Source organism: Vibrio wakamikoensis (assembly GCF_050337275.1).
Classification (GTDB): domain Bacteria; phylum Pseudomonadota; class Gammaproteobacteria; order Enterobacterales; family Vibrionaceae; genus Vibrio; species Vibrio chaetopteri.
Map to the genome: position 1 here is coordinate 283,986 of NZ_JAKJST010000013.1, position 23,584 is coordinate 307,569.

23 protein-coding genes and 1 riboswitch are annotated in these 23,584 nt (G+C 45.5%); of the genes, 15 read left to right on the forward strand and 8 right to left on the reverse strand.

All coding sequences use genetic code 11. The features are described 5' to 3' along the window. The first annotated feature begins 3 nt into the window (after positions 1–3). Positions 4–1,197: a 2-methylaconitate cis-trans isomerase PrpF gene (gene prpF / locus L4C42_RS04450; protein WP_429759505.1), complete on the forward strand. Its 1,194-nt coding sequence runs from the start codon at positions 4–6 to the stop codon at positions 1,195–1,197. Between the two features lie 40 nt (positions 1,198–1,237). Then, positions 1,238–3,118, forward strand: coding sequence for a propionyl-CoA synthetase (locus tag L4C42_RS04455; protein WP_353496263.1), 1,881 nt, complete (start codon positions 1,238–1,240; stop codon positions 3,116–3,118). 24 nt (positions 3,119–3,142) lie between these two features. Here the strand turns inward: L4C42_RS04455 and L4C42_RS04460 are convergent, their stop codons facing one another. Then, positions 3,143–3,478 (reverse strand): hypothetical protein, encoded by a 336-nt coding sequence (locus L4C42_RS04460; RefSeq protein WP_353496262.1) that lies wholly within the window; start codon positions 3,476–3,478, stop codon positions 3,143–3,145. A gap of 170 nt (positions 3,479–3,648) precedes the next feature. Between L4C42_RS04460 and L4C42_RS04465 the strand changes: the two genes are divergently transcribed. Both L4C42_RS04465 and L4C42_RS04470 read left to right on the forward strand, forming a co-directional pair. Beyond that, positions 3,649–4,167 carry a GNAT family N-acetyltransferase gene (locus L4C42_RS04465; protein ID WP_418642195.1) on the forward strand — a complete coding sequence of 173 codons (519 nt, stop codon included), beginning with the start codon at positions 3,649–3,651 and terminating at the stop codon, positions 4,165–4,167. A 13-nt stretch (positions 4,168–4,180) separates the two neighbouring features. Next, positions 4,181–5,722 (forward strand): bifunctional NUDIX hydrolase/phosphatase PAP2 family protein, encoded by a 1,542-nt coding sequence (locus L4C42_RS04470; RefSeq protein ID WP_429759508.1) that lies wholly within the window; start codon positions 4,181–4,183, stop codon positions 5,720–5,722. A 213-nt stretch (positions 5,723–5,935) separates the two neighbouring features. Here L4C42_RS04470 and L4C42_RS04475 read toward each other — a convergent pair whose 3' ends face one another. Then, a complete protein-coding gene (locus L4C42_RS04475; RefSeq protein ID WP_353496260.1) occupies positions 5,936–7,303 on the reverse strand; it encodes an alanine/glycine:cation symporter family protein in 1,368 nt (455 codons plus the stop codon). A gap of 144 nt (positions 7,304–7,447) precedes the next feature. Continuing rightward, positions 7,448–7,545: riboswitch (glycine riboswitch) on the reverse strand. A gap of 384 nt (positions 7,546–7,929) precedes the next feature. Between L4C42_RS04475 and L4C42_RS04480 the strand changes: the two genes are divergently transcribed. From L4C42_RS04480 to L4C42_RS04490, 3 genes are all read left to right on the forward strand, one after another. After that, positions 7,930–8,088 (forward strand): hypothetical protein, encoded by a 159-nt coding sequence (locus tag L4C42_RS04480; protein WP_042501352.1) that lies wholly within the window; start codon positions 7,930–7,932, stop codon positions 8,086–8,088. A gap of 24 nt (positions 8,089–8,112) precedes the next feature. Further along, entirely contained in the window at positions 8,113–8,856 is a 744-nt protein-coding gene (locus L4C42_RS04485; RefSeq protein WP_353496259.1) for a chromosome partitioning protein ParA, read from the forward strand. A 246-nt stretch (positions 8,857–9,102) separates the two neighbouring features. Next, entirely contained in the window at positions 9,103–9,954 is an 852-nt protein-coding gene (locus L4C42_RS04490; protein ID WP_353496258.1) for a DNA ligase, read from the forward strand. Between the two features lie 14 nt (positions 9,955–9,968). Here the strand turns inward: L4C42_RS04490 and L4C42_RS04495 are convergent, their stop codons facing one another. Then, complete coding sequence (locus L4C42_RS04495) at positions 9,969–11,021, reverse strand: DUF3080 family protein (RefSeq protein ID WP_353496257.1); 1,053 nt, start codon at positions 11,019–11,021, stop codon at positions 9,969–9,971. 180 nt (positions 11,022–11,201) lie between these two features. On the opposite strand from L4C42_RS04495, the gene L4C42_RS04500 reads away from it, so the two are divergent. Further along, positions 11,202–11,558, forward strand: a complete 357-nt coding sequence (locus tag L4C42_RS04500) for a VOC family protein (protein WP_353496256.1) — start codon at positions 11,202–11,204, stop codon at positions 11,556–11,558. An 83-nt stretch (positions 11,559–11,641) separates the two neighbouring features. On the opposite strand, the gene purT is transcribed toward L4C42_RS04500, so the two are convergent. The 5 genes from purT to sbcB form a co-directional block, all read right to left on the reverse strand. Then, positions 11,642–12,817 (reverse strand): formate-dependent phosphoribosylglycinamide formyltransferase, encoded by a 1,176-nt coding sequence (gene purT, locus L4C42_RS04505; protein ID WP_353496255.1) that lies wholly within the window; start codon positions 12,815–12,817, stop codon positions 11,642–11,644. 161 nt (positions 12,818–12,978) lie between these two features. Continuing rightward, the gene (gene cdd, locus L4C42_RS04510; protein ID WP_353496254.1) at positions 12,979–13,866 is read right to left on the reverse strand and encodes a cytidine deaminase; all 888 of its coding nucleotides are present in this window, start codon (positions 13,864–13,866) and stop codon (positions 12,979–12,981) included. 165 nt (positions 13,867–14,031) lie between these two features. Beyond that, positions 14,032–14,718: a CidB/LrgB family autolysis modulator gene (locus L4C42_RS04515; RefSeq protein ID WP_353496253.1), complete on the reverse strand. Its 687-nt coding sequence runs from the start codon at positions 14,716–14,718 to the stop codon at positions 14,032–14,034. Position 14,719: 1 nt separating this feature from the next. Then, positions 14,720–15,085: a CidA/LrgA family protein gene (locus L4C42_RS04520; RefSeq protein WP_353496252.1), complete on the reverse strand. Its 366-nt coding sequence runs from the start codon at positions 15,083–15,085 to the stop codon at positions 14,720–14,722. Between the two features lie 91 nt (positions 15,086–15,176). Further along, positions 15,177–16,598 (reverse strand): exodeoxyribonuclease I, encoded by a 1,422-nt coding sequence (sbcB, locus tag L4C42_RS04525; RefSeq protein ID WP_429759513.1) that lies wholly within the window; start codon positions 16,596–16,598, stop codon positions 15,177–15,179. A gap of 213 nt (positions 16,599–16,811) precedes the next feature. Between sbcB and L4C42_RS04530 the strand changes: the two genes are divergently transcribed. The 7 genes from L4C42_RS04530 to L4C42_RS04560 all read left to right on the forward strand — a co-directional run bounded on the left by L4C42_RS04530 (position 16,812) and on the right by L4C42_RS04560 (position 23,547). Then, positions 16,812–17,792: an ABC transporter substrate-binding protein gene (locus L4C42_RS04530; RefSeq protein WP_429759515.1), complete on the forward strand. Its 981-nt coding sequence runs from the start codon at positions 16,812–16,814 to the stop codon at positions 17,790–17,792. Then, positions 17,776–19,851, forward strand: a complete 2,076-nt coding sequence (locus tag L4C42_RS04535; RefSeq protein WP_429759517.1) for a putative bifunctional diguanylate cyclase/phosphodiesterase — start codon at positions 17,776–17,778, stop codon at positions 19,849–19,851. The genes L4C42_RS04530 and L4C42_RS04535 overlap by 17 nt, the downstream gene beginning before the upstream one ends. Positions 19,852–19,975: 124 nt before the next feature. Continuing rightward, the gene (locus L4C42_RS04540) at positions 19,976–21,325 is read left to right on the forward strand and encodes a Na+/H+ antiporter NhaC family protein (RefSeq protein WP_429759519.1); all 1,350 of its coding nucleotides are present in this window, start codon (positions 19,976–19,978) and stop codon (positions 21,323–21,325) included. 257 nt (positions 21,326–21,582) lie between these two features. Further along, positions 21,583–22,176, forward strand: a complete 594-nt coding sequence (locus tag L4C42_RS04545; RefSeq protein WP_429759521.1) for a GNAT family N-acetyltransferase — start codon at positions 21,583–21,585, stop codon at positions 22,174–22,176. 166 nt (positions 22,177–22,342) lie between these two features. Next, complete coding sequence (locus L4C42_RS04550; RefSeq protein WP_429759523.1) at positions 22,343–22,891, forward strand: hypothetical protein; 549 nt, start codon at positions 22,343–22,345, stop codon at positions 22,889–22,891. An 18-nt stretch (positions 22,892–22,909) separates the two neighbouring features. Then, positions 22,910–23,233: a DUF4144 family protein gene (locus tag L4C42_RS04555; protein WP_429759525.1), complete on the forward strand. Its 324-nt coding sequence runs from the start codon at positions 22,910–22,912 to the stop codon at positions 23,231–23,233. Between the two features lie 92 nt (positions 23,234–23,325). Further along, positions 23,326–23,547 carry a VF530 family protein gene (locus tag L4C42_RS04560; protein WP_353496244.1) on the forward strand — a complete coding sequence of 74 codons (222 nt, stop codon included), beginning with the start codon at positions 23,326–23,328 and terminating at the stop codon, positions 23,545–23,547. The last annotated feature ends 37 nt before the right edge of the window (positions 23,548–23,584 follow it).

Below are 23,584 nucleotides of genomic sequence, written 5' to 3' on the forward strand. Positions count from 1 at the left end.
AGCATGAGCAAACAAATCAAGGTGCCTGCCAGTTATATGCGCGGTGGGACGAGTAAAGGAGTGTTCTTTAGCCTCGAAGATTTGCCAGAAGCAGCAAAGCAGCCCGGCGTAGTTCGTGACCAACTGTTGATGCGTGTCATCGGCAGCCCTGATCCCTATGCCAAGCAGATTGATGGTATGGGAGGGGCAACATCGAGCACCAGTAAAACGGTGATTGTGTCGACAAGTAGCCGCCCTGACCATCACATCGATTACTTATTCGGTCAAGTCGCCATTGATAAGGCGTTTGTCGATTGGAGCGGCAACTGCGGAAACCTATCAGCTGCAGTAGCGCCGTTTGCCATTCATAGTGGCTTAATTGATCCAAGCGTGCTGCCTGAAAATGGCATAGCAGAGATTAAGATCTGGCAAGCCAACATCGAGAAAACCATTGTGGCTAAAGTGCTGATGGTGGATGGAGAAGTCCAAGAGCTTGGCGATTTCCTTCTCGACGGCGTCACATTTCCTGCGGCTGAAATTGCAGTGGAGTTTGTTGACCCGAGCAGCAGTGGAGGCTCGATGTTTCCAACGGGGAACTTGGTCGATGACCTTCATGTGCCGGACGTTGGCGTGTTCAATGCCACGATGATCAACGCGGGCATTCCAACGATCTTTATCGATGCTGCCGAACTTGGTCTGGAAGGTACTGAGCTGCAAGAAGACATCAATAGTGATGCTGACTGGCTTGAAAAGTTCGAAACCATTCGTGCTCATGGGGCATTAAAAATGGGATTAATTGACGATATTGAGCAAGCGGCAACTCGCCAGCACACCCCCAAAGTTGCCTTTGTTTCTAAACCTAAACCTTATCGCTCTTCAAGCAACAAAACTATCGAGACAGCAGACGTTGACCTATTAGTAAGAGCAATGTCGATGGGTAAGCTTCATCACGCCATGATGGGAACGGCAGCCGTTGCTATCGCATGCGCTTCGAGCGTAGAAGGTACGGTGGTCAATATGGCCGCGGGCGGTGGCGCTCGTGAAGGAGTGACCTTTGGGCACCCGTCGGGAACGCTCAAGGTGGGTGCTGTGGCTTCCCAGTCTGAGCAAGGCTGGACGGTCGAAAGAGCCATTATGAGTCGAAGTGCGCGGATCCTTATGGAAGGCTGGGTGCGTGTACCGTCGGATACCTTGCTCAACGATGAAATAGCGAGTTAACGACGTTTCAAACTATTTAAGACATATTGGAGGACGCATTATGTCTGCATATCAAAAAGAGTACCAATGGGCAGAGCAACAACCGGAATCCTTCTGGCAGCATCAAGCGGAAAAGATTGATTGGTTTGAAGCGCCGAAAACCATCTTAGCGAAAGACGACAACGGCATTGAACGCTGGTTTCCTGATGGCGTCATGAATACCGCATGGCTAGCTTTGGATTATCACTGTGAACAAGGCCGAGGTGACAATACCGCGCTGATTTATGACTCACCTGTTACAGGGATTAAAGAGCGTTATAGCTACAATGTAATGCGTGACAAGGTGGCGAAGATTGCAGGAATGCTTGCATCGCAAGGCGTGATGAAAGGCGATAGGGTCATTATCTATATGCCGATGATCCCAGAGGCGGCGATGGCAATGCTAGCGTGTGCCCGTCTTGGTGCCATTCACTCTGTGGTATTTGGCGGTTTTGCACCCAACGAACTGGCAGTTCGAATTGAAGATGCCGAGCCTAAGGTCATTATGACCGCGTCTTGTGGCATCGAGATCAACAAGGTTTTGCCATACAAACCGCTGGTGGATCAGGCCATAATGGATAGCCGCTGGAAACCAGATAAGGTACTGGTGCTACAACGACCGCAGTGCTTAGCTGAGCTAAACCAAGAGCGCGATCTTGATTGGGCAGAGCAATATGAACGCGCTCTACCTCATGCTTGTGTCCCTGTATTAGCTACCGATCCCCTTTATATACTGTATACCTCTGGCACAACGGGTAAACCGAAAGGAGTGGTACGCGATAATGGCGGTCATGCTGTGGCGATGAAATACTCCATGAATGCCATCTACAACATGCCAACTGATGGGGTGTTTTGGGCAGCATCCGATGTTGGTTGGGTAGTGGGGCACTCTTACATTGTTTATGCGCCGCTGATTCATGGCTGTACGTCAATCTTGTTTGAAGGCAAACCGGTACGAACACCAGATCCGGGTGCGTTTTGGCGCGTTTGTGAAGAGTATCAGGTGAAGGTGCTGTTTTCTGCTCCGACTGCGTTTCGAGCGATTAAAAAAGAAGACTCTGAAGGCCTAGAGCTAAATAAGTATGATTTAAGCACCTTAGACAGCATCTTTATGGCTGGCGAGCGACTCGATCCTCCAACCTTAGAGTGGGTACAAAGCCACACCAACAAACCTGTGATTGACCACTGGTGGCAGACAGAAACAGGATGGGCAATCTCATCGAATCCTGTGGGGCTCGAGTCCATGCCAATTAAAGCAGGCTCTTCAACCATGCCAAGTCCTGGTTTTAAAGTCGAAATCTTGAATGAGTTAGGAGAGCCTGTTGGTGCCAATCAGCAAGGTTTTGTGTCACTAAAACGCCCACTTCCACCAAGCTGTCTAACCACGGTATGGCGCAATCACGATAGATTTGATTCTGGTTACCTAAGTCAATTTGAAGGTTACTACGTCTCGGGTGACGGCGGCTATCTCGATGAAGATGGTTACTTGTTTATCATGGGTAGGGTAGATGATGTGATTAATGTGGCAGGGCATCGCCTCTCAACCGGCGAAATGGAAGAGATTGTTGGTGGTCATCCAGCGATTGCCGAATGTGCCGTTGTCGGTGTCCATGATGACTTAAAAGGTCAGCTACCACTGGGTCTTGTGGTGCTTAAAGACGGCGTGAAAGTGGACAGTGGGGCGCTTGAAAATGAGCTTGTTGGTAAAGTGCGTTCCGAAATCGGTGCTGTAGCGTGCTTTAAACATGCACTGGTTGTCGACAGACTGCCAAAAACACGCTCAGGTAAGATCTTACGTCGCGTTATTAGGCAAATCGCTGATGGTGAAACCTACACGGTGCCTTCAACGATAGATGATCCTTCGAGCCTATCTGAGATTGAAAAAGCGCTTCATCCGAGTTAATCAGTAAATTAGAGAGCTAGGAAACTACCTCTCATCCATTTGAACCGAACTCATGTGCCACATTTTTAGGACATGGTTCGGTTCTTCGCATGTGCCAAATAACATTTGATACTTTGGGACAAAAGGTTCGCCAATGTGGGTGGTACGGCTGAACTTTCCAGTTTTAACGTCTACTTGAGTGACTACACGGCCTTTGAAGTTCTGAAAAATAATAAATTGGTTACTCTTGAAGACGAGCTGGTCTTGGTAGAACCAAAACTGATCAGCCGATGTGTCTAAATGGCATTTTAACGGTAGTTCAGCGCTCAGGGTTGCGGTGGGAAGCATAGCGGCAAGTAACCAAAAACGAGAAAGTGTCATAACCAATCCTTTTAATTTTATATATATACCCAAGTATAGTGAGAATTTCCCTAAGCTTGACGGGCGCGCCCAATTGTTAGGTTTTTTTATTTGCACATCCCTGACAAAACCCTCACACTATGCGCACATTTGTGACCTGTTTGTTTAACCACTAAATCGAGCGTATACCGATGACTTCACCTCGCATCTCACTTCGTTCTGCGACTATTCAAGATCTCGATATTCTTAATGATTTAATGTTTGAATTACATAATCACCACCATAGTGCGGTACCGACAGACTTCAAATCCGCGGATGAAGTGCAACAAGAAAAAAGTATCGCTCGCTATTTGGATTCACCCGATTGCTTGGTGTTGGTTGCAACCGCAAAAAATATTGTTGCTGCATCCTCTATAACTAAAAGTGACGACCCAAAGATTGTCGGCTTCGTTACCGCTCAATTTTGTGAACTGACTTCACCCATTAGCAAGCCGTGTTTCGTCGGCAATATCGATGAGCTGTTTGTGACGCCATCGTGGAGACAACACGGTATCGCTGAGGCGTTACTTATCGAGGCGCAAATACGCCTAGAACAGCTCGGTGCAACGCAGCTTATGGTTGAAGTGTGGGATTTCAATCAGTCAGCGTTGAATCTCTATAAAAAGCAGGGATTTTTCCCTCATATTCATTGTCTTAGAAAAAAAATATAAATTAGGATTATTCGTGACTCAATTGTTGAGCCATTGGTTTTTTTTGTGCTTGCTTGCGCTTTTTACTGCAAATCTGAGTTTCGCTGCATCTTCAGTATCATCTCCCGAGCTATCTACTAAGGGAGCGATAGGGCAAGCCGTACCTAAAGCCAGTCAAAACCCATTGCCGCTAGCACCACTTGCACCTTCTATTCGCGGGTCTTTGTGTATCGTCAGAAGTAAAGATCGGTTGTTGCTCGTGGATGAGATCATCACGGGTAAGTTGTCGCTGCCTGGCGGAACGATAGAAAATAACGAAGATCCACGCCTGACTGCTCAACGAGAAACATGGGAAGAAGCAGGGTTGGTTGTTGATGTTGGTAGAGAACTTGGACGTACCCGCCAAGCCGTATTTTTTGAATGTCATGTTGAGTCGGCAATTATTGCTTATGAAGCGACAAAGTTCTCAAAAGGGATTGAGTTACCTATCTATTTCGCTCCTCACTTTGGTGTAGAAGTTCGCAGTGCAACATTGATACAGCCCAAGTCTGTTGCACCAAAAGACTACCGTTACCCACAACAGTGGCCTTTGGTAAAAACGATGTACGAGACGGCTGGTAACCAACCGATCCAGTTCATCGATAACCTCATTGAATCAGCACCGACGATTCACCAGATCGAACTAGGTTGGTTAGAGAGCGCTCAAGAGATCTTAATGCAAGCGCCTTTACATATTCGAGAGATGGTAGTGTGGGGGGGAAGAATTTTATATGTTCTCGTTCAGCCTCTGTTTTTAATGGCGTTCTTACCTCTGTTTATTTGGCTATGGGGGCGTCACTTTACCGGTCAGTTGATGTTCGCAGTGACTGCCACCTCTTTGTTTATTTTGGTAGCTAAACAGGGTTTTGGTTTTGCGGTTCCCCATGCTTATTTACCTTCTATCAATTACACTGATCGAAGTGGGTACAGTTTTCCGGATTTACTTATTGCAAACTGGGTATCGATTTCCACTATCGTGATGAGTCAGATCCACACGAGATTTCGAACCTCGTTCCTGTCTGCGTTTATAACTGTTAGTGTCGTGTTGGTGTTCTATCAGTTTATCAGTGGTGGAGCATTCCTTTCTGATATGTTGGCTGGCGCCTTGTTGGGTGCGCTAGTGGGCTGGCACTTTGTACGCCATTCGCTGAGTTTGGCCGTAAGTGAAGTGTATACATTCACCCGAACTCGAGTCTGGTTGGTGCTTACGACAGTGGCAGCGACGCTCTGCTATGTTTGGCCATTCCCAACATTTTTAAGCTGGTTTGGACTCTGTTTAGGTATGCTACTGTTTACACTGGCAAGTCGAGTTCGACTGCCGCGATCTACCATGTGTTTAAAAGAGTTGCTGTTATCGCTGGTTCTTATCCTTATTGTACTCCTTGGGTATTTTCAGTTGGAAAACGTGGTATCTCACAGCGGGATAGGTTCGTTGTTGCTTCAAGTATTCGTTACGCCCGTACTCATTCTGGTTCCGGCTTTAGTTATGGTGCTGTTTAGAAACCAAGATCATCAAGGTCGTGGCGTAAAAGGGTAACTACCGATAGAAATCTAGAGATAAAATAAAGACTGACTTAGCGAGGAGGTTTTTATGATTATCGCTTTGATTGCAGCTTGTTCGGCGTTTATGTCTAGCGTAGCAGTACAGTTAAACGGCGCAGTTGATGCTACGTTAGATGGCATAGCCGACATTATGTTTATGTAAAAAAAGGTCTGATTATTCAGACCTTTTTTGTTCAATCTAACGAAATTATGCCGTTGCAGCGACTTTGTTTGTGCGAGATTGCGCGGCAAAGTAGAGCTTAGTTTCTTCAATGACGACACCACGAAGAAGCACTAAACCAATCAGGTTAGGTATTGCCATCAGACCATTAACGATGTCGGCGATAATCCAGATCATATCGAGATGTAGGAATGCGCCAGAGGCTACCAAACCTACGAAGATGATTTTGTAGGGCAGTACTGCTTTCGTGCCCATCAGGAATACCACGCAGCGCTCACCGTAATAGTTCCAGCCCAGAATCGTTGTGAAGGCAAAGAACATCAAACCAATCGATACCAGCATTGGACCAAAGTACTCAGCGTTAAGACCGGTCGCGAACGCGTGTGTGGTCATTGCGGCGCCAGCAAAGTCACTTTGCCATGCTCCAGTGAGAATCAATGCAAGACCCGTCATGGTACAAATGATGATGGTATCGATAAAGGTACCTGTCATCGAGATAAGCCCTTGGCGTACGCAGCTGTCAGTTTTCGCTGCCGCTGCTGCCATTGGTGCACTACCAAGACCACTTTCATTGGAGAATACGCCACGAGCGATACCTGATTGGATCGCCAGCATGATGCTCGCGCCGACAAAGCCACCAGTTGCAGCCGTACTGCTAAACGCTGAAACAACGACAAGTTGCACCGCATCCACAAGTTTATCTGCGTTCATGATGATGACGCTAAGACATGCCAACACATAGAATACCGCCATGGTTGGTACGACTTTACCAGCCACCTTGGCAATTGACTGAATACCACCCAGGGTAACGAAAGCGACTAACAGCGTGAGTACTGCTGCTGAAAGCTCACGTGATACGCCAAAGGAGATCTCGCTGGCATCAAGAATGGCATTAACTTGCGGAAAAGTACCAATACCAAAGCATGCTACACCTAGAGCAAATATTGCGAACATGGTGGCGAGAAACTTGGAGCCCACACCATCTCGAAGGTAGTACATAGGACCACCAAGCATTTGACCTTTGTCATCGACTTTACGGTATTTAACCGCTAGCAAACATTCAGCGTATTTGGTCGCCATACCAAAAAGCGCTGCTAGCCACATCCAAAATAGTGCGCCGGGACCACCAAGTTTAATGGCCGTTGCAACACCGACGATATTACCCGTACCAATTGTGGCAGAGAGTGCGGTACAAAGTGCAGCGAAGCTAGACACATCACCTTGGCCGGATTTGTCTTTGGTGAATATAAGCTTTAATGCGGTCGGAAGGTGGCGAAACTGTAAAAGACCCAATTTAAACGTGAAGTAAACGCCGGTGCCGACCAACAAAATAAGCAGTGGTGGTCCCCAAACGAATGAGTCAATGGTTTGCAATGTAGATTGAAGATTGTTCATGATTTCCCCTTAATAAAACAAAACTTAAGGAGAAGAGAGAAAGGGCAGTACGCACGATCAAGCATGGCATGATCGAAGAGGACTACTCGTATCGCTATACACTGGCATAGAGCCAGTTACTGAATTGAGTGTATCAATGTTGCTATTCTCTCCTCTGTCCTTTGTACCTGAGAGTTTCACTCATTAGAAATGAGCTTGCTCCTTCGGCGACCGATCTAACGGTTCTCTCCAGAGGTTCCTCCAACTACAGTCCTCACTTTATCCTTACCAATTGATAAGCTCTGATTTCTCAGAATAAAGCACCTGAAAGATTTACTTCTTCGGCGGGTAGTTTTAACCAAACGTTAAATTTTGGTTAATTACCACTCTCCTGCAGTCTTCATCGGAACAAATATCTAGATTCTAGATAATCTGTGAGCGCAATCGTAGCGTATTTAAATAGCGATGTCATGAATAAATTTACAATTTAATTTGAGCAAATAGGGTAGCAAAGTCAACCATTTGGTATATTTGAAATGTTTCTGACGTAAAACTCGTTGAAGTGAGGTAGAGTGGCGCTTTGTGCAGTGAGCATAAAGGGTGTTTTATCTGGCTTTCGGGAATTCCCCCAATACAAGGAGATGTATATGACTCGACTGTTAGCGATCGCTTTTCTTGTCGTGCTTGCCTTTATGCTGTTTCGCTATCGGACCAATGAAAAAGTCCAGAAAGTGGTCATAGTCACTGCCTTATCAGCGTTTGCGATCTACGTGACGACGCTGGTGATTTCAGAATTAATACGATAGTAATGGTCACTCTCAGGAGTAGGTGTGGATAAGCAACAACAAAACCAACAAGCCGAGAATGATGACGTTGTTGTCATCGAGCAAAAAGACAATCGAGCTAGGCTCTATATAGGGATAGCTGCGGTGCTTGGTATTGCAACTGGTGGTCTGATTGGCGCCTCTGTGACTCAAAATGATTGGCAGCAGCGTTACGCTGAACTGGAATCTCGCTATCAACAAACCGTAACTCAAACCGAAGATCATGAGCAAACGTTGACTGAGCAGCTATCAATGGCAGAGTCGCAAGCACAGCTTAAACTTCGTAAAGCCGTAGAGGAGAAGATTGCGGAACACCAAGAACAAGTTGCCGCTCTTGAGGAGACAATTTCTAAGCTCGAACAAGACAAAACCGATTTGCAAAATCAGTTGTCGAGCAAAAAGCAGCAATTGGTAAAACAAGAGAACGAAAACACCCAGCTAGTGCGCAAGAATGACATTCAAAGCTCGATGTTTGAACAGTCTCAAGAGTTATTTAAGCGCGAGGCTCAGCTCAAAGCTGAAGTTGCTAAGCTGGAGCAAGAACGTGCTCAAATTACTCCGAACCTGCAAAGGTTGAAACAAGACTGTGACTTGTATCTTGAGGGTACATCATGGGATGCGAAATCAGACTCGTGCGAACGATATGATTCTGCGACTGCATCACTGAGCCAGATTGAACAGATGCTCAAAGTACACAATATGGATCTTAACCATATTGCTACCCTGAAAACTGAACTGGGTATACAGTAGTCTTCAGTTCGCTTCCTTTTACTTTGAGTAACAACAAGTAAAAGGAAGCGTATTCCTCGCAATTTCGGGCTGCATCAAATCTTAATGTAATTGATACGTCTCTCTGCGAATCTTCTTCACACCTAACTCGTAATTTCTATCGACGTACGTGGCTCGCTTACTTCAAACTTCTAGACTGTCGTTAACATCTAATTCAACGCCATTTTAAGTGGAAAGAGTGGAGAGGCAGTTAACGTGTATAAGCCGATGGAAAAAGTATCTACACTCGTTGTTTTTGCTGCACTAGTGGCAAAAGTGGACGCGCACGGTATTCAATTTCTCGATCAAGCTCCCAACGTCACCAACGCTTTGGAATACCATCAAGATATCGACCTTGTAAGCTATTATGTCAGCGAAAAACTCGATGGCATTCGAGCAATTTGGACAGGGAAGGAGTTGGTCACGCGATCCGGTCGTATTTTAAATGCGCCCAAGTGGTTCATTAAGGACTTACCTGAGATAACGATTGAAGGGGAGTTGTGGGCAGGAAGAGGTGGCTTTGGACAAGTACAAAAAACGGTACTTGATAAAGTACCTGATTCATCACAGTGGCAAGCAATTACTTTTATGCTGTTTGATGTGCCAGGTCACTTAGGTTCATTTGAACAGCGATATGGTTACCTTAAAAACTATTGTGAGTCGCTGCCGTATAGGCATATTCAGTGTGTTGAACAAAAGGTAGTAGAGACGCACAAAGATCTACAAGCTTTACTTACGCAAGTAACCCACGATGAAGCTGAAGGCTTAATGCTGAAAAAGCGTCATGAAATTTATCACCCTGGACGAAACAATAGCTTAATTAAAGTAAAAACGGTTCAAGATACAGAAGGAATTGTCGTTGGATATAAACCTGGCAAAGGAAAGTACGACGGTATGATGGGGGCAATATTGGTGGAGATAAATGATGGTGTTCGACTCTATATCGGTACGGGTTTTACCGACGAAGAGAGAGCCAATCCTCCAGCAATAGGAAAGACGGTCACGTTTAAGCATAATGGGTGGACTGAAAACGGCATACCGCGCTTTGCGCGATACCATCGTATACGAGAGACGGAGTAACAAAGATATGGCTTTTATCGATTTACCACTGAGGACAAGTCGCGACCACAGCGTCTAAAAAGACGTTTCCAGTACTCGACATGTGCACGGTTTGCTTGCTTGAAGGCGAGATGCTTCGCCTCAAGACTGTAACCGCTGTTATCCTTGGTGTGAAGCAGCGCCGATACAAACAGGGTTTGAGCCGACAATGCCTGATATTCAGAATCTAGGTAAGAGAGGTAGGGTTGAAGCTCTTTGACAAAGACATCGTTGAAGACGTTGACCAGATAATTAAAGCGTGACATGTCGCGGTTTTTACCACAAGGAATGCTATCGTCATATTGATGCAGTTGAGCTGTGACCGTTTTTAACCATCGCTCACTCGCTTCCAAAGAAAAGGCCAAACGCCCAATCACGTTCTGTTTTTCAAGTGTTTCTTGATAGTCAGTCAGTAGTGGAGGGCGCTCAAGTGTTCCTCGTTCGCTGGTAGCAATGAATTTGGCAACAGTATTGAACGCCTCCAATGGCTCCCTTATTTGTAATGCATGGCTGGCATCGCGCATCACAATCCAATCCGAACCACTTAGTTGCAGCCGCATGGCATCACTGGTGTAAACAAGATTAAAAAAGTAGTCAGGTAAGTACTGGTACTTCACATCCAATATTTTCTGTAGACTTTCTTTAAGCTCTGGCTCAATTTGATTTGAGGTTAGGCATCGCTCAAGCCCATCAATAAGCTGCAACTGGTAGTCGAAGTTTCTAAACTGATCCTGAACTTTACCAAGCACTGAGTTGTGCTCTGCAATTAAGCCAAATAGATTGCATTTTCTTAGCTGGTAGCTATCCACTAGACCTAGAGTCGTCCGTGGTATTTCTTTGGTAAGCTGACGCTTTGCGGGAAGCTCGACCGGCTTAAGAACTGGGGCAGGGATTAGTTCACTTTGCTGAATGTTGACAATGCGTTTCTGGTAATCAAGAAAGCGCGCATTCGGTGTATCACCAAAACAACCTGTCATCATTGCAATAAAAAGCAGTAATGGTGGCTTGGCGAAAAGTTTATTTAAATGCGAAATCTTTTTAGTGCGCACGCTAGACCTGATTCCCTATGGTTCGAGTGAACATTTTGTTTGTCTCAATTACCTGTTACGTAATCCTAGTGTATAGCTGATCAGTAGGAGGTTTGAGATAAATGCCTATCTTCTCACAAACCTAAAGGGATAGATCTTTTACTATGAACGGTAATTGATGACTCAAACAATGGAGCTGAAATGAGTGAGCAAGTAAAACTGGACTACGTTGAATTCGCGGCCGGTGATTTAGAAAAAACAAAGCGTTTCTTTACGGCTGTATTTGACTGGTCTTTTCAGGATTATGGTGATGACTATACAGCGTTTGAAAATCAAGGCTTAAATGGCGGCTTCTATCGTGCAGAGCTATGTTCAACGGCTGAAAATGGCGGTGCATTGCTAGTCTTCTACAGCGCCGACATAGAGGCAACATACAAAAAGGTCGAAGCCAACCAAGGCGTGATTATTCGTGAAATCTTTGATTTTCCCGGCGGTTGCCGCTTCCATTTTACTGAACCCAGTGGCAACGAGTTCGCCGTTTGGTCTGCGTCACGTTAAATGCGGAGTAAAGGAAAGAGAATAAAAAGCAGGCACTGAATCATTCCAGAGCCTGCTTTCTGGCATTGATAGAACGTGTGTGTTTAGTAAATGACTTTCACTTTCTTCGCGCAGCTTACTGCCTCATCTACCGCTGTTTCAAGCGATTTGCGTTTAGTCAAAATCACACCTAAACGGCGACGACCATCGATATCTGGCTTACCGAATAGGCGCACCTGAGTCTGTGGCAGTGCCAATGCTTCATCTAGACCCTCAAAACGAATGTTATTAGAGGTGCCTTGACCAAGAATCACCGCTGAAGCCGCAGGGCCATATTGAGCAATGCTATTGACTGGCATACCAGTGAATGCACGTACGTGAAGTGCAAACTCAGACATTTCTTGAGAAATCAGTGTGACTAGGCCCGTATCGTGGGGACGTGGTGATACTTCATTGAAAATCACTTTGTCACCTTTAACGAACAGTTCTACGCCAAAAATACCGTAGCCGCCAAGTGCGTTAACCACTTGCTCTGCTGTGTACTCCGCTGCTTTGCGTGCATTTTCAGTCATTACTTGTGGCTGCCAAGATTCGCGGTAGTCGCCATCTTCCTGGCGGTGGCCAATAGGTGCGCAGAAGTGAACGCCGTCAACCGCACGTACTGTCAGCAATGTAATCTCGTAATCAAAGTCGATGAAACCTTCTACAATTACGCGACCAGCACCAGTGCGGCCGCCTTCCTGAGCATATCTCCACGCTTTTTCGATGTCCGCTTCGGTTTTGACAACGCTCTGACCTTTGCCTGACGAACTCATTACTGGTTTAACGACGCAAGGAACACCAACGTGTTCAACGGCTGCTTTAAAATCGTCATAGTTGTCTGCAAACTGGTAAGGGGAGGTGTTCAACCCGAGTTCTTCTGCTGCTAAGCGTCGGATCCCTTCACGGTTCATGGTGAGCTTGGTCGCATTCGCAGTAGGGACGACATTGAGTCCTTTGCTTTCAAGCTCGACTAACTTGTCCGTTGCGATGGCTTCAATTTCAGGAACCACATAGCTTGGTTTCTCTTTCTCGATGATGGCTTCTAGCGCTTCCCCATCCAACATATCAAGTACATAGCTACGGTGAGCGACTTGCATTGCTGGTGCGTCTTCGTAGCGATCGCAGGCGATGACTTCTAAACCAAGTCGCTGACATTCGATGGCGACTTCTTTACCTAGTTCACCAGAGCCCAACAGTAATACACGTGTAGCGTTTTCACGAGTTGCTGTACCAAACATATAAAATCCTTGACGTTCATGAGGAAGAATTGCCGAGGATCATACTGGATTATCCTCAAAAAGCAAACGTTTGCGCCTAAAATTAATTGAGTTACTAGAATCGCTAAAAAAATAGCCTCGCAATAGGGCGAGGCTATGATTTTGTTCAATAAAACCGATGACTATAAAGCGATATATTCCAATGGAATATCTGGGTCGATCGCTTCAAGCGTCGCTTGTGTATCAGCAAGGTGGCTGATTTTGCCGGAGGCCATTTCTGCAAGAGCCACGAGTTTAATATCTTCGAACGATTGCCCTGCGAGTAATAGCTGCATGAAAGCAACTTGAAGCGGAGGCAGACTAGGGTTGAATGCGGCGTTTTCCGCATAAGCACCGTTGTAGGTATTGCCGTCTTTAGTGCTAATAGCAACGCCGCTAAGGTTCTTAGTATATGGCGAGTGGCTTTGATTAAGCGCGTCGACAGCAGCTAGAACCAATGTGTCTGTCTCATCGGTTGTTAGCCCGTGTTGTTTAGGACTCATTAGCGCGTCAGAAATACCCAAATCTTTAGGGCCAAAGGATTCTGGTAGGTACTCTTGTAACGTCATTTCATCACGTTGTGGTAATTGCACAACCAAAGAATCTGCGGTGGTGAGTTCGTTCATGAACTGACGACAGTGACCGCAAGGACTGTAGTTGATAGTGATGTCTTTCAGACCATTTTCACCTTTCATCCAAGCGTGGCTGATAGCGGACTGCTCGGCATGGACGGTTTGACCAAGCTGAGCGCCGATGATTTCCATGTTGGCACCAAAATAAAGGCGTCCGGATAACCCACGAACGATTGCGCCGACAAAAAACTCTGAAATGGGCGCATAGGAATACGCTGCTGCAAAAGGTAAAAGGGCGACACGCAATTCGCTATCGTCAAGACCAGACAATGCCTGGAGCTTTTCAAACTGCTCTTTAGATAAAGTCGCATCGAAATCTGGAGCCGTTAAAATAGGCTTTAAAAAGGTGGCAATATGCTCTGGAGTGTCGGCCAACGCAGAATCAAAACGATCAGTCATGCGGTTTCCTATGTGATTAAGTGTTTTTTTACATTCTAAGCAAGTTTCAAGGAACTAAAGGTGATGCCGATCACATGTGTGAGTGCAACAATTGTAAATATTGCAATATAAGAGTGAGGTCACACAAAATTGCGGATTGTTAGAATCGACAACCCGCAATAGGTATTAGCCAAGCCAATGGCTTAACCAAATTGAAAAGGCGAACATAGAGGGGGCTAGTACGGAGGTAATAACACCGCATATTACCAGTGCTAGAGAGCTAAACGCGGCATCGCGAGGATCTTTTTCAGCGCTCGTAGCTGTGCCTAGAGCGTGAGATACCGTTCCCATCGTGAGGCCTTTCGCAATCGGATGGGTGACGCCTAATAGTTGGTAAATTGGATAGGCCATTATGGCACCGAATAGACCAACAAGTAACACAAGGATGGCTGCGATCGCAGGCTCGCCACCGAGATGACTAGAAACCTCCATCGCTATAGGAGTAGTAACGGACTTACCGAGTAAGCTAGCAATAAGCTCCGTGTCTGCACCTAGCGATACGGCGATTATCGATGCTGTAAACATTGACGCGATGCTTCCCACACCGCAGGCAAGGGCAATGATGCGCCAGTTTTGGCGTATCTGAGGAAGTTGCTCATACAAGGGATAGGCTAGGGCAACAACCGCAGGTTGAAGCAAGTAGCTAATCCACTCGTTGTCTGCGTAATAGGTATCAAACGGTACATTTAGTATCAGTAGCAGAGGGATTAGCATTGCGATGCTAAGTAAAAGCGGATTGAAAATGGGATTCTTCGCTTTTATGGCGATAAAGCGAGCAATAAAAAACACGATAACGGTGACAGGAAGCCACATATTATTTGTCTCCCTTCTTTAAAAAGCGATCAAGGAACACCGAAAGCACAATCAATACGATCAAAGAGCCACCCACAGCACTAGCTAGAATAGGGAGTGCGTTGCTCACTAGCATATCGAAGTGATTCATCAGGCCGACACTTATCGGCACAAATAGCAAAATCATATAGCGAATAAACACATGAGCTCCGGGTTGCACTAGGCGAACCGGGACAACGCCGCTGGCGAGGCCGGCAAATAGAAGCAACATGCCAAACACACTTCCGGGAATGGATACGTCGAGTAGGCTTTGAAGGGCGTTACCTAACCAAAGTGAAACAAAAATAATGGCAAAAGAGGCTACATAGCGAAGCACGGTTTTTAGCATGGCTTCCTCTTAGTAAAAAATAGAGTGTTCATACAGTGGGCAGCCTAAACATAGAATAATTAGGCTGCCTTCGACTACGTGGATGAAGGTGTTAAGAAACGAGACGCTCCACGTAGCGGTAGACGGATTTTAGTATGGCGAGCTTTTTCTCGTCAGACTCATGTTCGTGAACTAAGTTTTCCATATTTAGCATGTAGTCTTCAATACGACTTTCGAAAAACTCACGACAATGATTTGTCCACCTTGCCTGCTCCGACTCATCAAGCGTCCAAGCGAAATGGCGCGCGCGATATCGGAATAGCAGAGGTTCAATTCTAGGATCACTAAAACTAATGTCTAATGCAGACAGATTATTCGGATCTGTCTCGCGAATAATATCCATCGCACTTTTATCCGCAGGAGTGAAGAATCCGCTGTAGAGTTGAGTATCGACATCATTGTCTTCTGCATATTCACGTTCAATGCTGTAGAGGCCGATCAACTTTTCACGAACTTCTGGATGCTGCTTAATAAGCGCAAGGTTCTTTAAACACTGCTCTCGGTCAATACCAATGTTCGCTGCATTTTCGGCAGTGAGTGTTTTGGCCGGCGCTAGAATTGGGCACTTGTTTAAGTGAATAAGTTTGAGTGGCACCGGAAGCTCATCTTGACCGAGTTCATCGCGCTTGGTGTAGAGTCTTTGGTGCAGCGCTTCAACATCAAGATCGAGCAAAGGCTGAGGATCTTTCGCTAAATCCGCCACAATAACTGCGTTTTGATTGGTAGGATGCCAAGCAATAGGGACTACCCAGCTGGTATACTGGCACTCCTTCCCAAGCATTCCTGATACGTGCATCAGTGGCGTCATATTGACGATATCAACCAACTCGTTCAGCTTACGCTTTTGCCGCATTGAATAGAAATAATCAAACAGTTTAGGTTGAGCTGCTTTGACTTTTTTTGCTAGCTCAATAGTAGCGATTACATCGGCCATCGCGTCGTGAGCATTTTCATGCTCAATACCGTTGGCAACGGAAAGGTGCTCCAATTTGAAACTGGTAAATCCTTCTTCATTTTCTGGCCACTCAATACCATCTGGGCGCAGTGCGTGACACGCTCTCATGACATCGAGTAGATCCCAACGAGAGTTCCCGTTTTGCCAGCTCCAAGCATAAGGATCGATGAAATTGCGGTAGCAAGTGTATCGAGTCACTTCATCGTCAAAGCGGATGCTGTTATAGCCAAGACTAGTCGTATTTGGCGTCGCTAATTGTTCATGAATTTTGGCGATGAACTCAGGCTCCGAGAGCCCTTTTTCTTGGCATAGCTGAGGGGTAATACCGGTAATTAGCGCAGCTTCTGGTGAAGGAAGGTAATCGGCGGGTGGCTGGCAATAAATGACCAAAGGGTCGCCAATGATATTAAAGTCTGCATCTGTTCTTACCCCAGCGAACTGACAAGGTCTGTCTTTCGCCGGGCTCACCCCCCAAGTTTCGTAATCGAAGAAGAAAAAAGTGGGTTGGTGCTGAGACATGGGGCATGCTTCCTTTGTTCTGAGAGAGAGCCTTTACAATCAGGGCTTTCCGTTGAGTCCATATTAGACCACCGCTGCCAAAACATGGCAATCAACAATCTATTTTTCAGATGTTGTTGCTGCCTAATTGTTCATTCCTCTGTACTTTTAAAGGAAATATACAATACGGCAAATTGTTTACTATATTAAAAGAAAAAAGGCGAGGTACATTACATGGGACGTGTGCCGATTATGATGTTGTGCGCCACACTGCTTTTGGGCTGTGGCGAGAAGGAAACGACGCAATCTCGACCTAAAGATGTCACGGTGGTAACGGGTCTTCAGCCCGGTGCCAGTTTGTTGTATCTCGCCCATGCCGCGGAAAGGTTTGAAAAGCAAAATCTGAACCTGACAATCGAACCCAGACCCAGTGGAACATTAGCGCTGCGTTCAGTGATTGATGGTGAAATCGATGCCGACGTCATATTCGCCGCGGATATTGCCTATCTCGCACGTCAAGATTTACTACCGGATTATCGTGTAGTCGCGACGGTCTTTGATTCAGATAACTCCAATGCTATTGCAAGCCTGCAACCATTTTCGAGCCTTGCGGATCTGGAAAATAAGGTGCTCTGTACACAATATGTATCAGCGCTGCACTTTTTTGGACAAGCTTTGGCTGAGCGAAGTGGCGCGCAAAATGTCATCTTTAAATTTGTGCCCGTCTCTAAGCTTAATCGTCACCTCATTGAAGGTGAATGCGACTATATAACGATTCGAGAGCCCTTTGTTTCAGAGCTTATTTCTCAAACAAACCAGACCGGCTTTGTGAAGTATTTTCCCGGAACGTTCCTTCAATATGAATTGATGCTGGCGCATCGACGCCTTTCCGATGAAGACGTATCGCGATTGCTGCTTGCAATGATTGACGCAGAATCCGTCCTAGAAGATCAGCCTGATTATGCCAAGCAAGTGCTGATGGACAGCTTTAATGCTGATGCCAAACAAGTGCAAAAGCTTCTCGCAGACAGCGTATTATCGGTGTCGCTTTACCAGCCACTCATCGCGTTGTTTGATCGTGAGTTTGTTTGGTTGCAGTCACATGGGCTGTCAACTGACTCAATGACCGACACAAAAAGCCTATTAAGACCAAAACCGCTTCGTGATGCTGCGCCGCTTAGACAGACGATTTTAGATTATGAAAACCAGTATTAAGCAAATTCTAACCCTGTTTGTAACTTTGGTTGCCGCTTTCATGTTAACCACGGCTTACCTATCCCAAAAGCAAAATGCGGTGCGAGATGAAGTACTGTCTTTGGATGAGCAGGCTTTTGCAATCAGTCAACAAGCATCGCGTTTAAACGTAATCGTCGCTGATTATAATCTGTATCGTCGTTCTGACTCTCTAACCCTGTGGTCGAATACCCTAGACAAGATCGAGGAGCAAGCGGGTCAACTACTCAACATCACTCAGTTGGAAGAGAAGATGTTGGCCAAGCGCCTGTCTATCGATATTGCTCGGATACGAATGCAGTTTGAGCGATTGAGCGAAGCAACGATTGACAAGGATATTCAGTGGATCACCATCAATCTGAACGCTTATAGTCAGAATTTGATTACCCAACTGCATAACTTGAGTGAAGAGGCGAGACAGCTCGCGACGCTCGAAGTATCGAGACTATCTTGGTATCAAACCGTGGCGGTGGGCAGCACCACGTTTCTCTCAATTGTCGTTTTGATTGTGCTGTATACAGCGTTGATTGTGCCACTTAAAACTGTGCGACATGAAATGAAGAAAATCGGCCAAGATTATGCTCATTATGACTCGAACCAGTCCAAAAACTCTCGTATTCGAGAATGGCATGAACTGTTTCAAAGCCTTGAGGAGATGTGCCGGGAGCTACAAGTCACAACCGTGAGTAAAAAAGCGCTTGTTGCGGAAGTCGAAATGCGTAAAGAGGCAGAAGGCAACGCAGTGTCTCTCGCTCGCACCGATTTTCTTACTGGTCTTCCTAACCGATTGAGTTTTTTTGAGCGCTTTAAAGTCCTTCTTGAAAATAACCGAAGCGCATTCTTGTTTTTCCTTGATATCGATAACTTTAAGTCTGTAAATGACAACTTAGGCCATTTAGCCGGTGATACACTGTTGAAAACGGTGAGCGCGTCTATTTTACAGCTCTCTGATGAGCGGGACAGTATCGCTCGTTTGGGCGGAGACGAATTCGCCATTCTACATTTCGCAGATAGTGAACAAGAAGCGTTGTTGTTTGCTCGTGAGTTACAAGCGCTCGTCCGTCTTCCTGTGACTTTTGAATCTACTCAACTCCGAATTGATTGCTCTATTGGGATAGCACGTTATCCAGATGATGGTGTAGAGATCAAGTCTCTACTTTTCTGCGCGGATACGGCAATGTATTTTGCGAAGCGCAATCCTGTGAGTACGTCAGGTATTCAGCGTTTCACGGTAGATATTGGGGAGGCGAGTCGACGTAAATTCAGTTTGTATCATAAACTTCGCAGAGCAGTTGAGCAGGGCAGTTTTGAGGTCTGGTTTCAGCCTCAAGTAGAAGTGGGTACTTTGAATGTGACGGGGTTTGAGGCTCTGCTACGTTGGAAACAAAGTGATGGTAGTTACGTGAGTCCGGCCGTCTTTGTTCCAATGCTTGAAAGAACCGTCGATATTATAAGGGTTGGCGAGTTTGTGTTTGAAAAATGCATAGAGTTCCAACGTAGGTTGGAGAGCAGCGGTTTCAATCATACCGTGTCGATCAATATCTCCGCTGTACAACTTGAACATGAGCACTTTATTCCATTTTTGAAACGCAGGGTACTTGAAACGGGACTGAGTGCGAGCCGTTTTCCGCTCGAACTCACGGAAACCGCGATATTTCGAAACAAGCAAGAAACACTGCTTTCTCTAGACCGACTCAAAGAAATGGGCTTTTCGTTGCAGTTGGACGATTTTGGCACTGGCAATGCCTCGCTAGACTTATTGAAAAACTTCCCATTTTCCACCGTTAAAATTGATTGTTCTTTCACTAAAGAAGCAGCCAACAAGCCAGAAACTAGAGCGATTATTAAAGCGATAACCTTACTTTCAAAGGAGCTGTCGTTTGATGTCGTCATTGAAGGAGTAGAAACGGTACAGCAACAGGCTTTCGCGAGAGAGTACGGTATTAAGGTTGCGCAAGGTTTCTACTATGCTAAAGCGATGCCAATGAATGAGGCGATCGCTTGGCTTGAGCACTATGACCACTACTCTACGGCGCTTTAATTCCTCATACGCAACTCATGTAGTTATCGGAATTAATTATTGGCCATTTGGACGTCTAGACGTTGACAAGTCTGTTGGTTGAGATTAGTCTGCTCGCCTTTCTATCATCGGCGCGACTTTTAGTATGTCTACACAACATTTAACTTCTCAATCAGTTAAGGCTTCTGGGGTAGCTCTTTTACCTCTTGCTCTGTTTTTAACTCTTTTTATTGGAGTAGGTAGTTACCTATCTTGGAAAGGGGTTGAATTTGCTTTCTATCAGCTACCTGCACCGATTGCAGCGCTGCCTGCAGTGGTATTGGCAGTCTTGCTGAGTAAAGAGAAGCTTAACCGTGCGATTGAGCAGTTCTTGCGTGGTGTTGGCCATCAAGACATCGTTGCAATGTGCATGATCTATTTATTGGCTGGTGCTTTTGCTGCGGTCGCTAAAGCCTCGGGTGGTGTTGATGCAACGGTAAACCTTGGCCTTTCTGCAATCCCAACCAGTATGATTTTGCCAGGCATTTTTCTTATTTCCGCTTTCATTGCGACGGCAATGGGGACGTCTATGGGCACGATTGCAGCGGTCGCGCCTGTTGCTCTAGGTATCGCACAGTCAGCGGGAATGAGTATTCCGTTGACGGCAGGTGTCGTGCTTAGCGGAGCGATGTTTGGCGATAACTTGTCGATAATCTCGGATACCACTATTGCAGCGACTCGCTCTCAAGGATGTCACATGAGAGATAAGTTTAAAGAGAATGTTAAAATTGCGATTCCCGCTGCGTTAGCTGCAATGCTTATTTTTGCTTTCAATAGTTCGGCGACGACTTTACCTGAAACTGGCGAAATTGAGTGGCTTAAAGTAATGCCTTATTTGGCCATTCTTTTCTTAGCAGTATCTGGTTTGAATGTGTTCGTTGTATTGACTGTCGGTATTTTACTTGCTGGTGGAGTGAGTTTGCTCTCTGTTGATGACTACAGTCTAACGACACTCGGCCAGGATATTTACACTGGTTTTGGCAATATGCAGGAAATCTTCCTGTTATCGATGTTGATTGGTGGTTTGAGTGAGCTGATGCGCCTGCAAGGTGGATTGGCATTTTTAACTAAGCTAGTGAGCCGAGCTATCCGCACTTTTGGTTCGACACATGATAAAACCTCAAGCCGCAGAGCAAGTGAGTTTGGGATTGCTGGTTTGGTTTCGATGGTTAACCTTTGTACTGCTAACAACACCGTAGCGATTATTGTGTCGGGCAGTGTGGCTAAAGAGTTGGCCGATGAGTATCAAGTCGCGCCAAAACGTTCGGCAAGTCTACTAGATATTTACTCTTGTGTGATCCAAGGGCTGCTGCCTTATGGCGCTCAGGTACTATTGCTGGGTTCGGTATTTAACTTGTCGCCATTGGATGTCATCGCGAACTCTTACTATTGTTTTGCTCTCGCGATTGCGGCTGTCGTTGCTATTTTCCTTAAACGCTCTCAGGAGCAGATATAACGGCTGTTTGTTAGAAGCGGAATGGCTGCTTATTGTTGCAAATGAATCTCTATAAGTCCTGATGATACATTTAGTAACAAAAGGTAGAGCATTGGCTAATATTGAAAGAGTGTTGTGATTTGGTTAGCGAGTGGTCAAATGCTTCGTCGAGTGATTGACAAAGTGTTTTGCACATAAGTAACCTAAACGGGTGACAATTCAAGACTAGCAAGCGGAAAGTTTTACTTGCTAACCCATATTAGCCAAGAGGAAGTAGCATGTCTGAATTACAAATTATTAAAGCCGACTACACTGCCGTATCTGATCTGTGTTCCATGTTCTTAGATGCATACGCAGATAATGAAGCAATGCAAGCCGCATTGCGTCAAGATGAAGTGGCAGATTTTGCCCATGATTGTTACTGGCGCTGGGCAATTGGCGAATGGGGACTTGCTGGTGGAGAAGTTTATACAACACCTGAAAGAGATGGCTGCGTTATCATGCGCCCGCCAGGCGCTCATCAACCCGATGTCATGCAGAAAATGGAAGTGCTATCTATCGTTACTCGCATGATGGGTTCTAACCGAATCGAGATTGCCAAAGAAGTATGCGAACAAATGCTTGCCGTACCTCCAATGCAAGACTGCTACTGGCTATGGGGTTTGGGAGTATCTCCAAAAGCAGGTGGTAAAGGTTTAGCAAGTGCACTTATTAAAACGGTCACTGATCAAGCCGATGCGGCAGGCAAGCCAACGTATGTTGTTGCCTCAAGTGAAAAGGTCGTGAAGACGTTTGAACGACGTGGTTTTGAAGTCCTTTCTAAGAGTGAAAACTTCCCTTACTGGTTTATGTTACGCCCAGCTCAAGCGTAATTGAATTTTGATGAAAAACGCGCTAGTTAAGCTAGCGCGTTTTTTTGTGCCAAAATTGCGAGGGACAGTATAGAAACACACCAGCCTTTCCGATTGTTCAAATACTTATGGTAGCGTTGTTTGATTTGAATATGGCTTCTTATCAATCAGTTAAGGTAGGTTTTCATTGCTTAAGTATACAACGTTACTCTTTATCCCAGTACTTTTAAGTGGCATAGTCGGTTGTAAAGACAATCACGAGTTGTACCAAAACCCACCGCAATACATCACGGATCAAATTGACCCTTATATGCCGTTAGCGCTTGAGTTTGTTAAGAATAATGAAAGGCGCGCGCTAGAAAATGGTGTCCCATTATTGCCGCAGTATATGGACATTGCTCAGCGCGTCGGTATAAAGCATCCCGAAAGGGTTAGGGTATTGTATGTTGATGAATTACCTATGCCCAAGAATGACCCTCTTAAGTTTCAAATGGATCGGTTGGGGCTAGATTCGCCATACTTAGTAGGGATGACTTATGGCTATGGCATTTACATTAAGCATGCCGCAAAAGGTGATAAACTGCTGCTGTCTCATGAATTAATCCATGTGCGTCAAGCTGAGGAGCTAAGCCTAGAGGGCATCACTCGTGAATACTTCTTGCAGTTAAAGATATTTGGTTATCAAGAATCGCCGATAGAGATTGAAGCGTACAATAATGCGCATAAATACCTTTAGTTATTAACGAACACAATTATGATCCAATGGCCATGTCTATTTAAACTCGAAGGTGATGATGAATTGCTATTCCTTGCATTGGAAGCTGACTTAGTTAATGAGTTGGAGTCACTCATTGCCAGTGACGAAGACATATTGATCGACTCTAGCGGAGAGGTTTTCAAGGTAGAATTGGACTCCAGTCATAACATCTCGTTCAAAGCTCAGTATAAAACTCTGACACTTGAAGAGGTGATATCGTTGGTACAAGCCCATGAATTTGCACTGGCTCAAGTATGTGTTATCAAAATTGGATTCAATTCGATCAAAGAAGCTGTTCAGGCTATGCGAACTACTCACTAAAGTAGTTGCTTGTAACTCCGATGATGAATCTGCGGCTTGTGAAAGCACAATCTGTTACACTGCCGCCCGTTAACTAATTTCAGGTACAAAACATGAGTCAAGAGCAGCCCAACAATCCATTACATGGTCTAACGTTAGAAAAAATATTAGTCCGTCTTCAAGAGCATTACGGCTGGAAAGGTTTGGATGCGGAAATTCAGATCAACTGCTTTTACAACAACCCTTCAATTAAATCTTCATTAAAGTTTTTGCGCCGAACTCCGTGGGCGAGAGAAAAGGTAGAAGCGCTCTACATCGATACTTTCTGTAAGTAATAACATCATTGCTCAGCCCGTGTGTTGAGGGTAGACT

Excerpts from the sequence above, each read along its gene's own strand:
- purT (WP_353496255.1), bottom strand. The coding sequence starts at position 12,817 with ATGTTTGGTACAGCAACTCGTGAAAACGCTACACGTGTATTACTGTTG.
- L4C42_RS04520 (WP_353496252.1), bottom strand. The coding sequence starts at position 15,085 with ATGCTAAAAACCGTGCTTCGCTATGTAGCCTCTTTTGCCATTATTTTT.
- L4C42_RS04530 (WP_429759515.1), top strand. The coding sequence starts at position 16,812 with ATGGGACGTGTGCCGATTATGATGTTGTGCGCCACACTGCTTTTGGGC.
- L4C42_RS04460 (WP_353496262.1), bottom strand. The coding sequence starts at position 3,478 with ATGACACTTTCTCGTTTTTGGTTACTTGCCGCTATGCTTCCCACCGCA.
- L4C42_RS04465 (WP_418642195.1), top strand. The coding sequence starts at position 3,649 with ATGACTTCACCTCGCATCTCACTTCGTTCTGCGACTATTCAAGATCTC.
- L4C42_RS04475 (WP_353496260.1), bottom strand. The coding sequence starts at position 7,303 with ATGAACAATCTTCAATCTACATTGCAAACCATTGACTCATTCGTTTGG.
- L4C42_RS04555 (WP_429759525.1), top strand. The coding sequence starts at position 22,910 with ATGATCCAATGGCCATGTCTATTTAAACTCGAAGGTGATGATGAATTG.
- L4C42_RS04545 (WP_429759521.1), top strand. The coding sequence starts at position 21,583 with ATGTCTGAATTACAAATTATTAAAGCCGACTACACTGCCGTATCTGAT.
- L4C42_RS04540 (WP_429759519.1), top strand. The coding sequence starts at position 19,976 with ATGTCTACACAACATTTAACTTCTCAATCAGTTAAGGCTTCTGGGGTA.
- L4C42_RS04480 (WP_042501352.1), top strand. The coding sequence starts at position 7,930 with ATGACTCGACTGTTAGCGATCGCTTTTCTTGTCGTGCTTGCCTTTATG.
- L4C42_RS04500 (WP_353496256.1), top strand. The coding sequence starts at position 11,202 with ATGAGTGAGCAAGTAAAACTGGACTACGTTGAATTCGCGGCCGGTGAT.
- L4C42_RS04490 (WP_353496258.1), top strand. The coding sequence starts at position 9,103 with ATGGAAAAAGTATCTACACTCGTTGTTTTTGCTGCACTAGTGGCAAAA.
- L4C42_RS04560 (WP_353496244.1), top strand. The coding sequence starts at position 23,326 with ATGAGTCAAGAGCAGCCCAACAATCCATTACATGGTCTAACGTTAGAA.
- prpF (WP_429759505.1), top strand. The coding sequence starts at position 4 with ATGAGCAAACAAATCAAGGTGCCTGCCAGTTATATGCGCGGTGGGACG.
- L4C42_RS04455 (WP_353496263.1), top strand. The coding sequence starts at position 1,238 with ATGTCTGCATATCAAAAAGAGTACCAATGGGCAGAGCAACAACCGGAA.
- L4C42_RS04535 (WP_429759517.1), top strand. The coding sequence starts at position 17,776 with ATGAAAACCAGTATTAAGCAAATTCTAACCCTGTTTGTAACTTTGGTT.
- cdd (WP_353496254.1), bottom strand. The coding sequence starts at position 13,866 with ATGACTGATCGTTTTGATTCTGCGTTGGCCGACACTCCAGAGCATATT.
- L4C42_RS04515 (WP_353496253.1), bottom strand. The coding sequence starts at position 14,718 with ATGTGGCTTCCTGTCACCGTTATCGTGTTTTTTATTGCTCGCTTTATC.
- sbcB (WP_429759513.1), bottom strand. The coding sequence starts at position 16,598 with ATGTCTCAGCACCAACCCACTTTTTTCTTCTTCGATTACGAAACTTGG.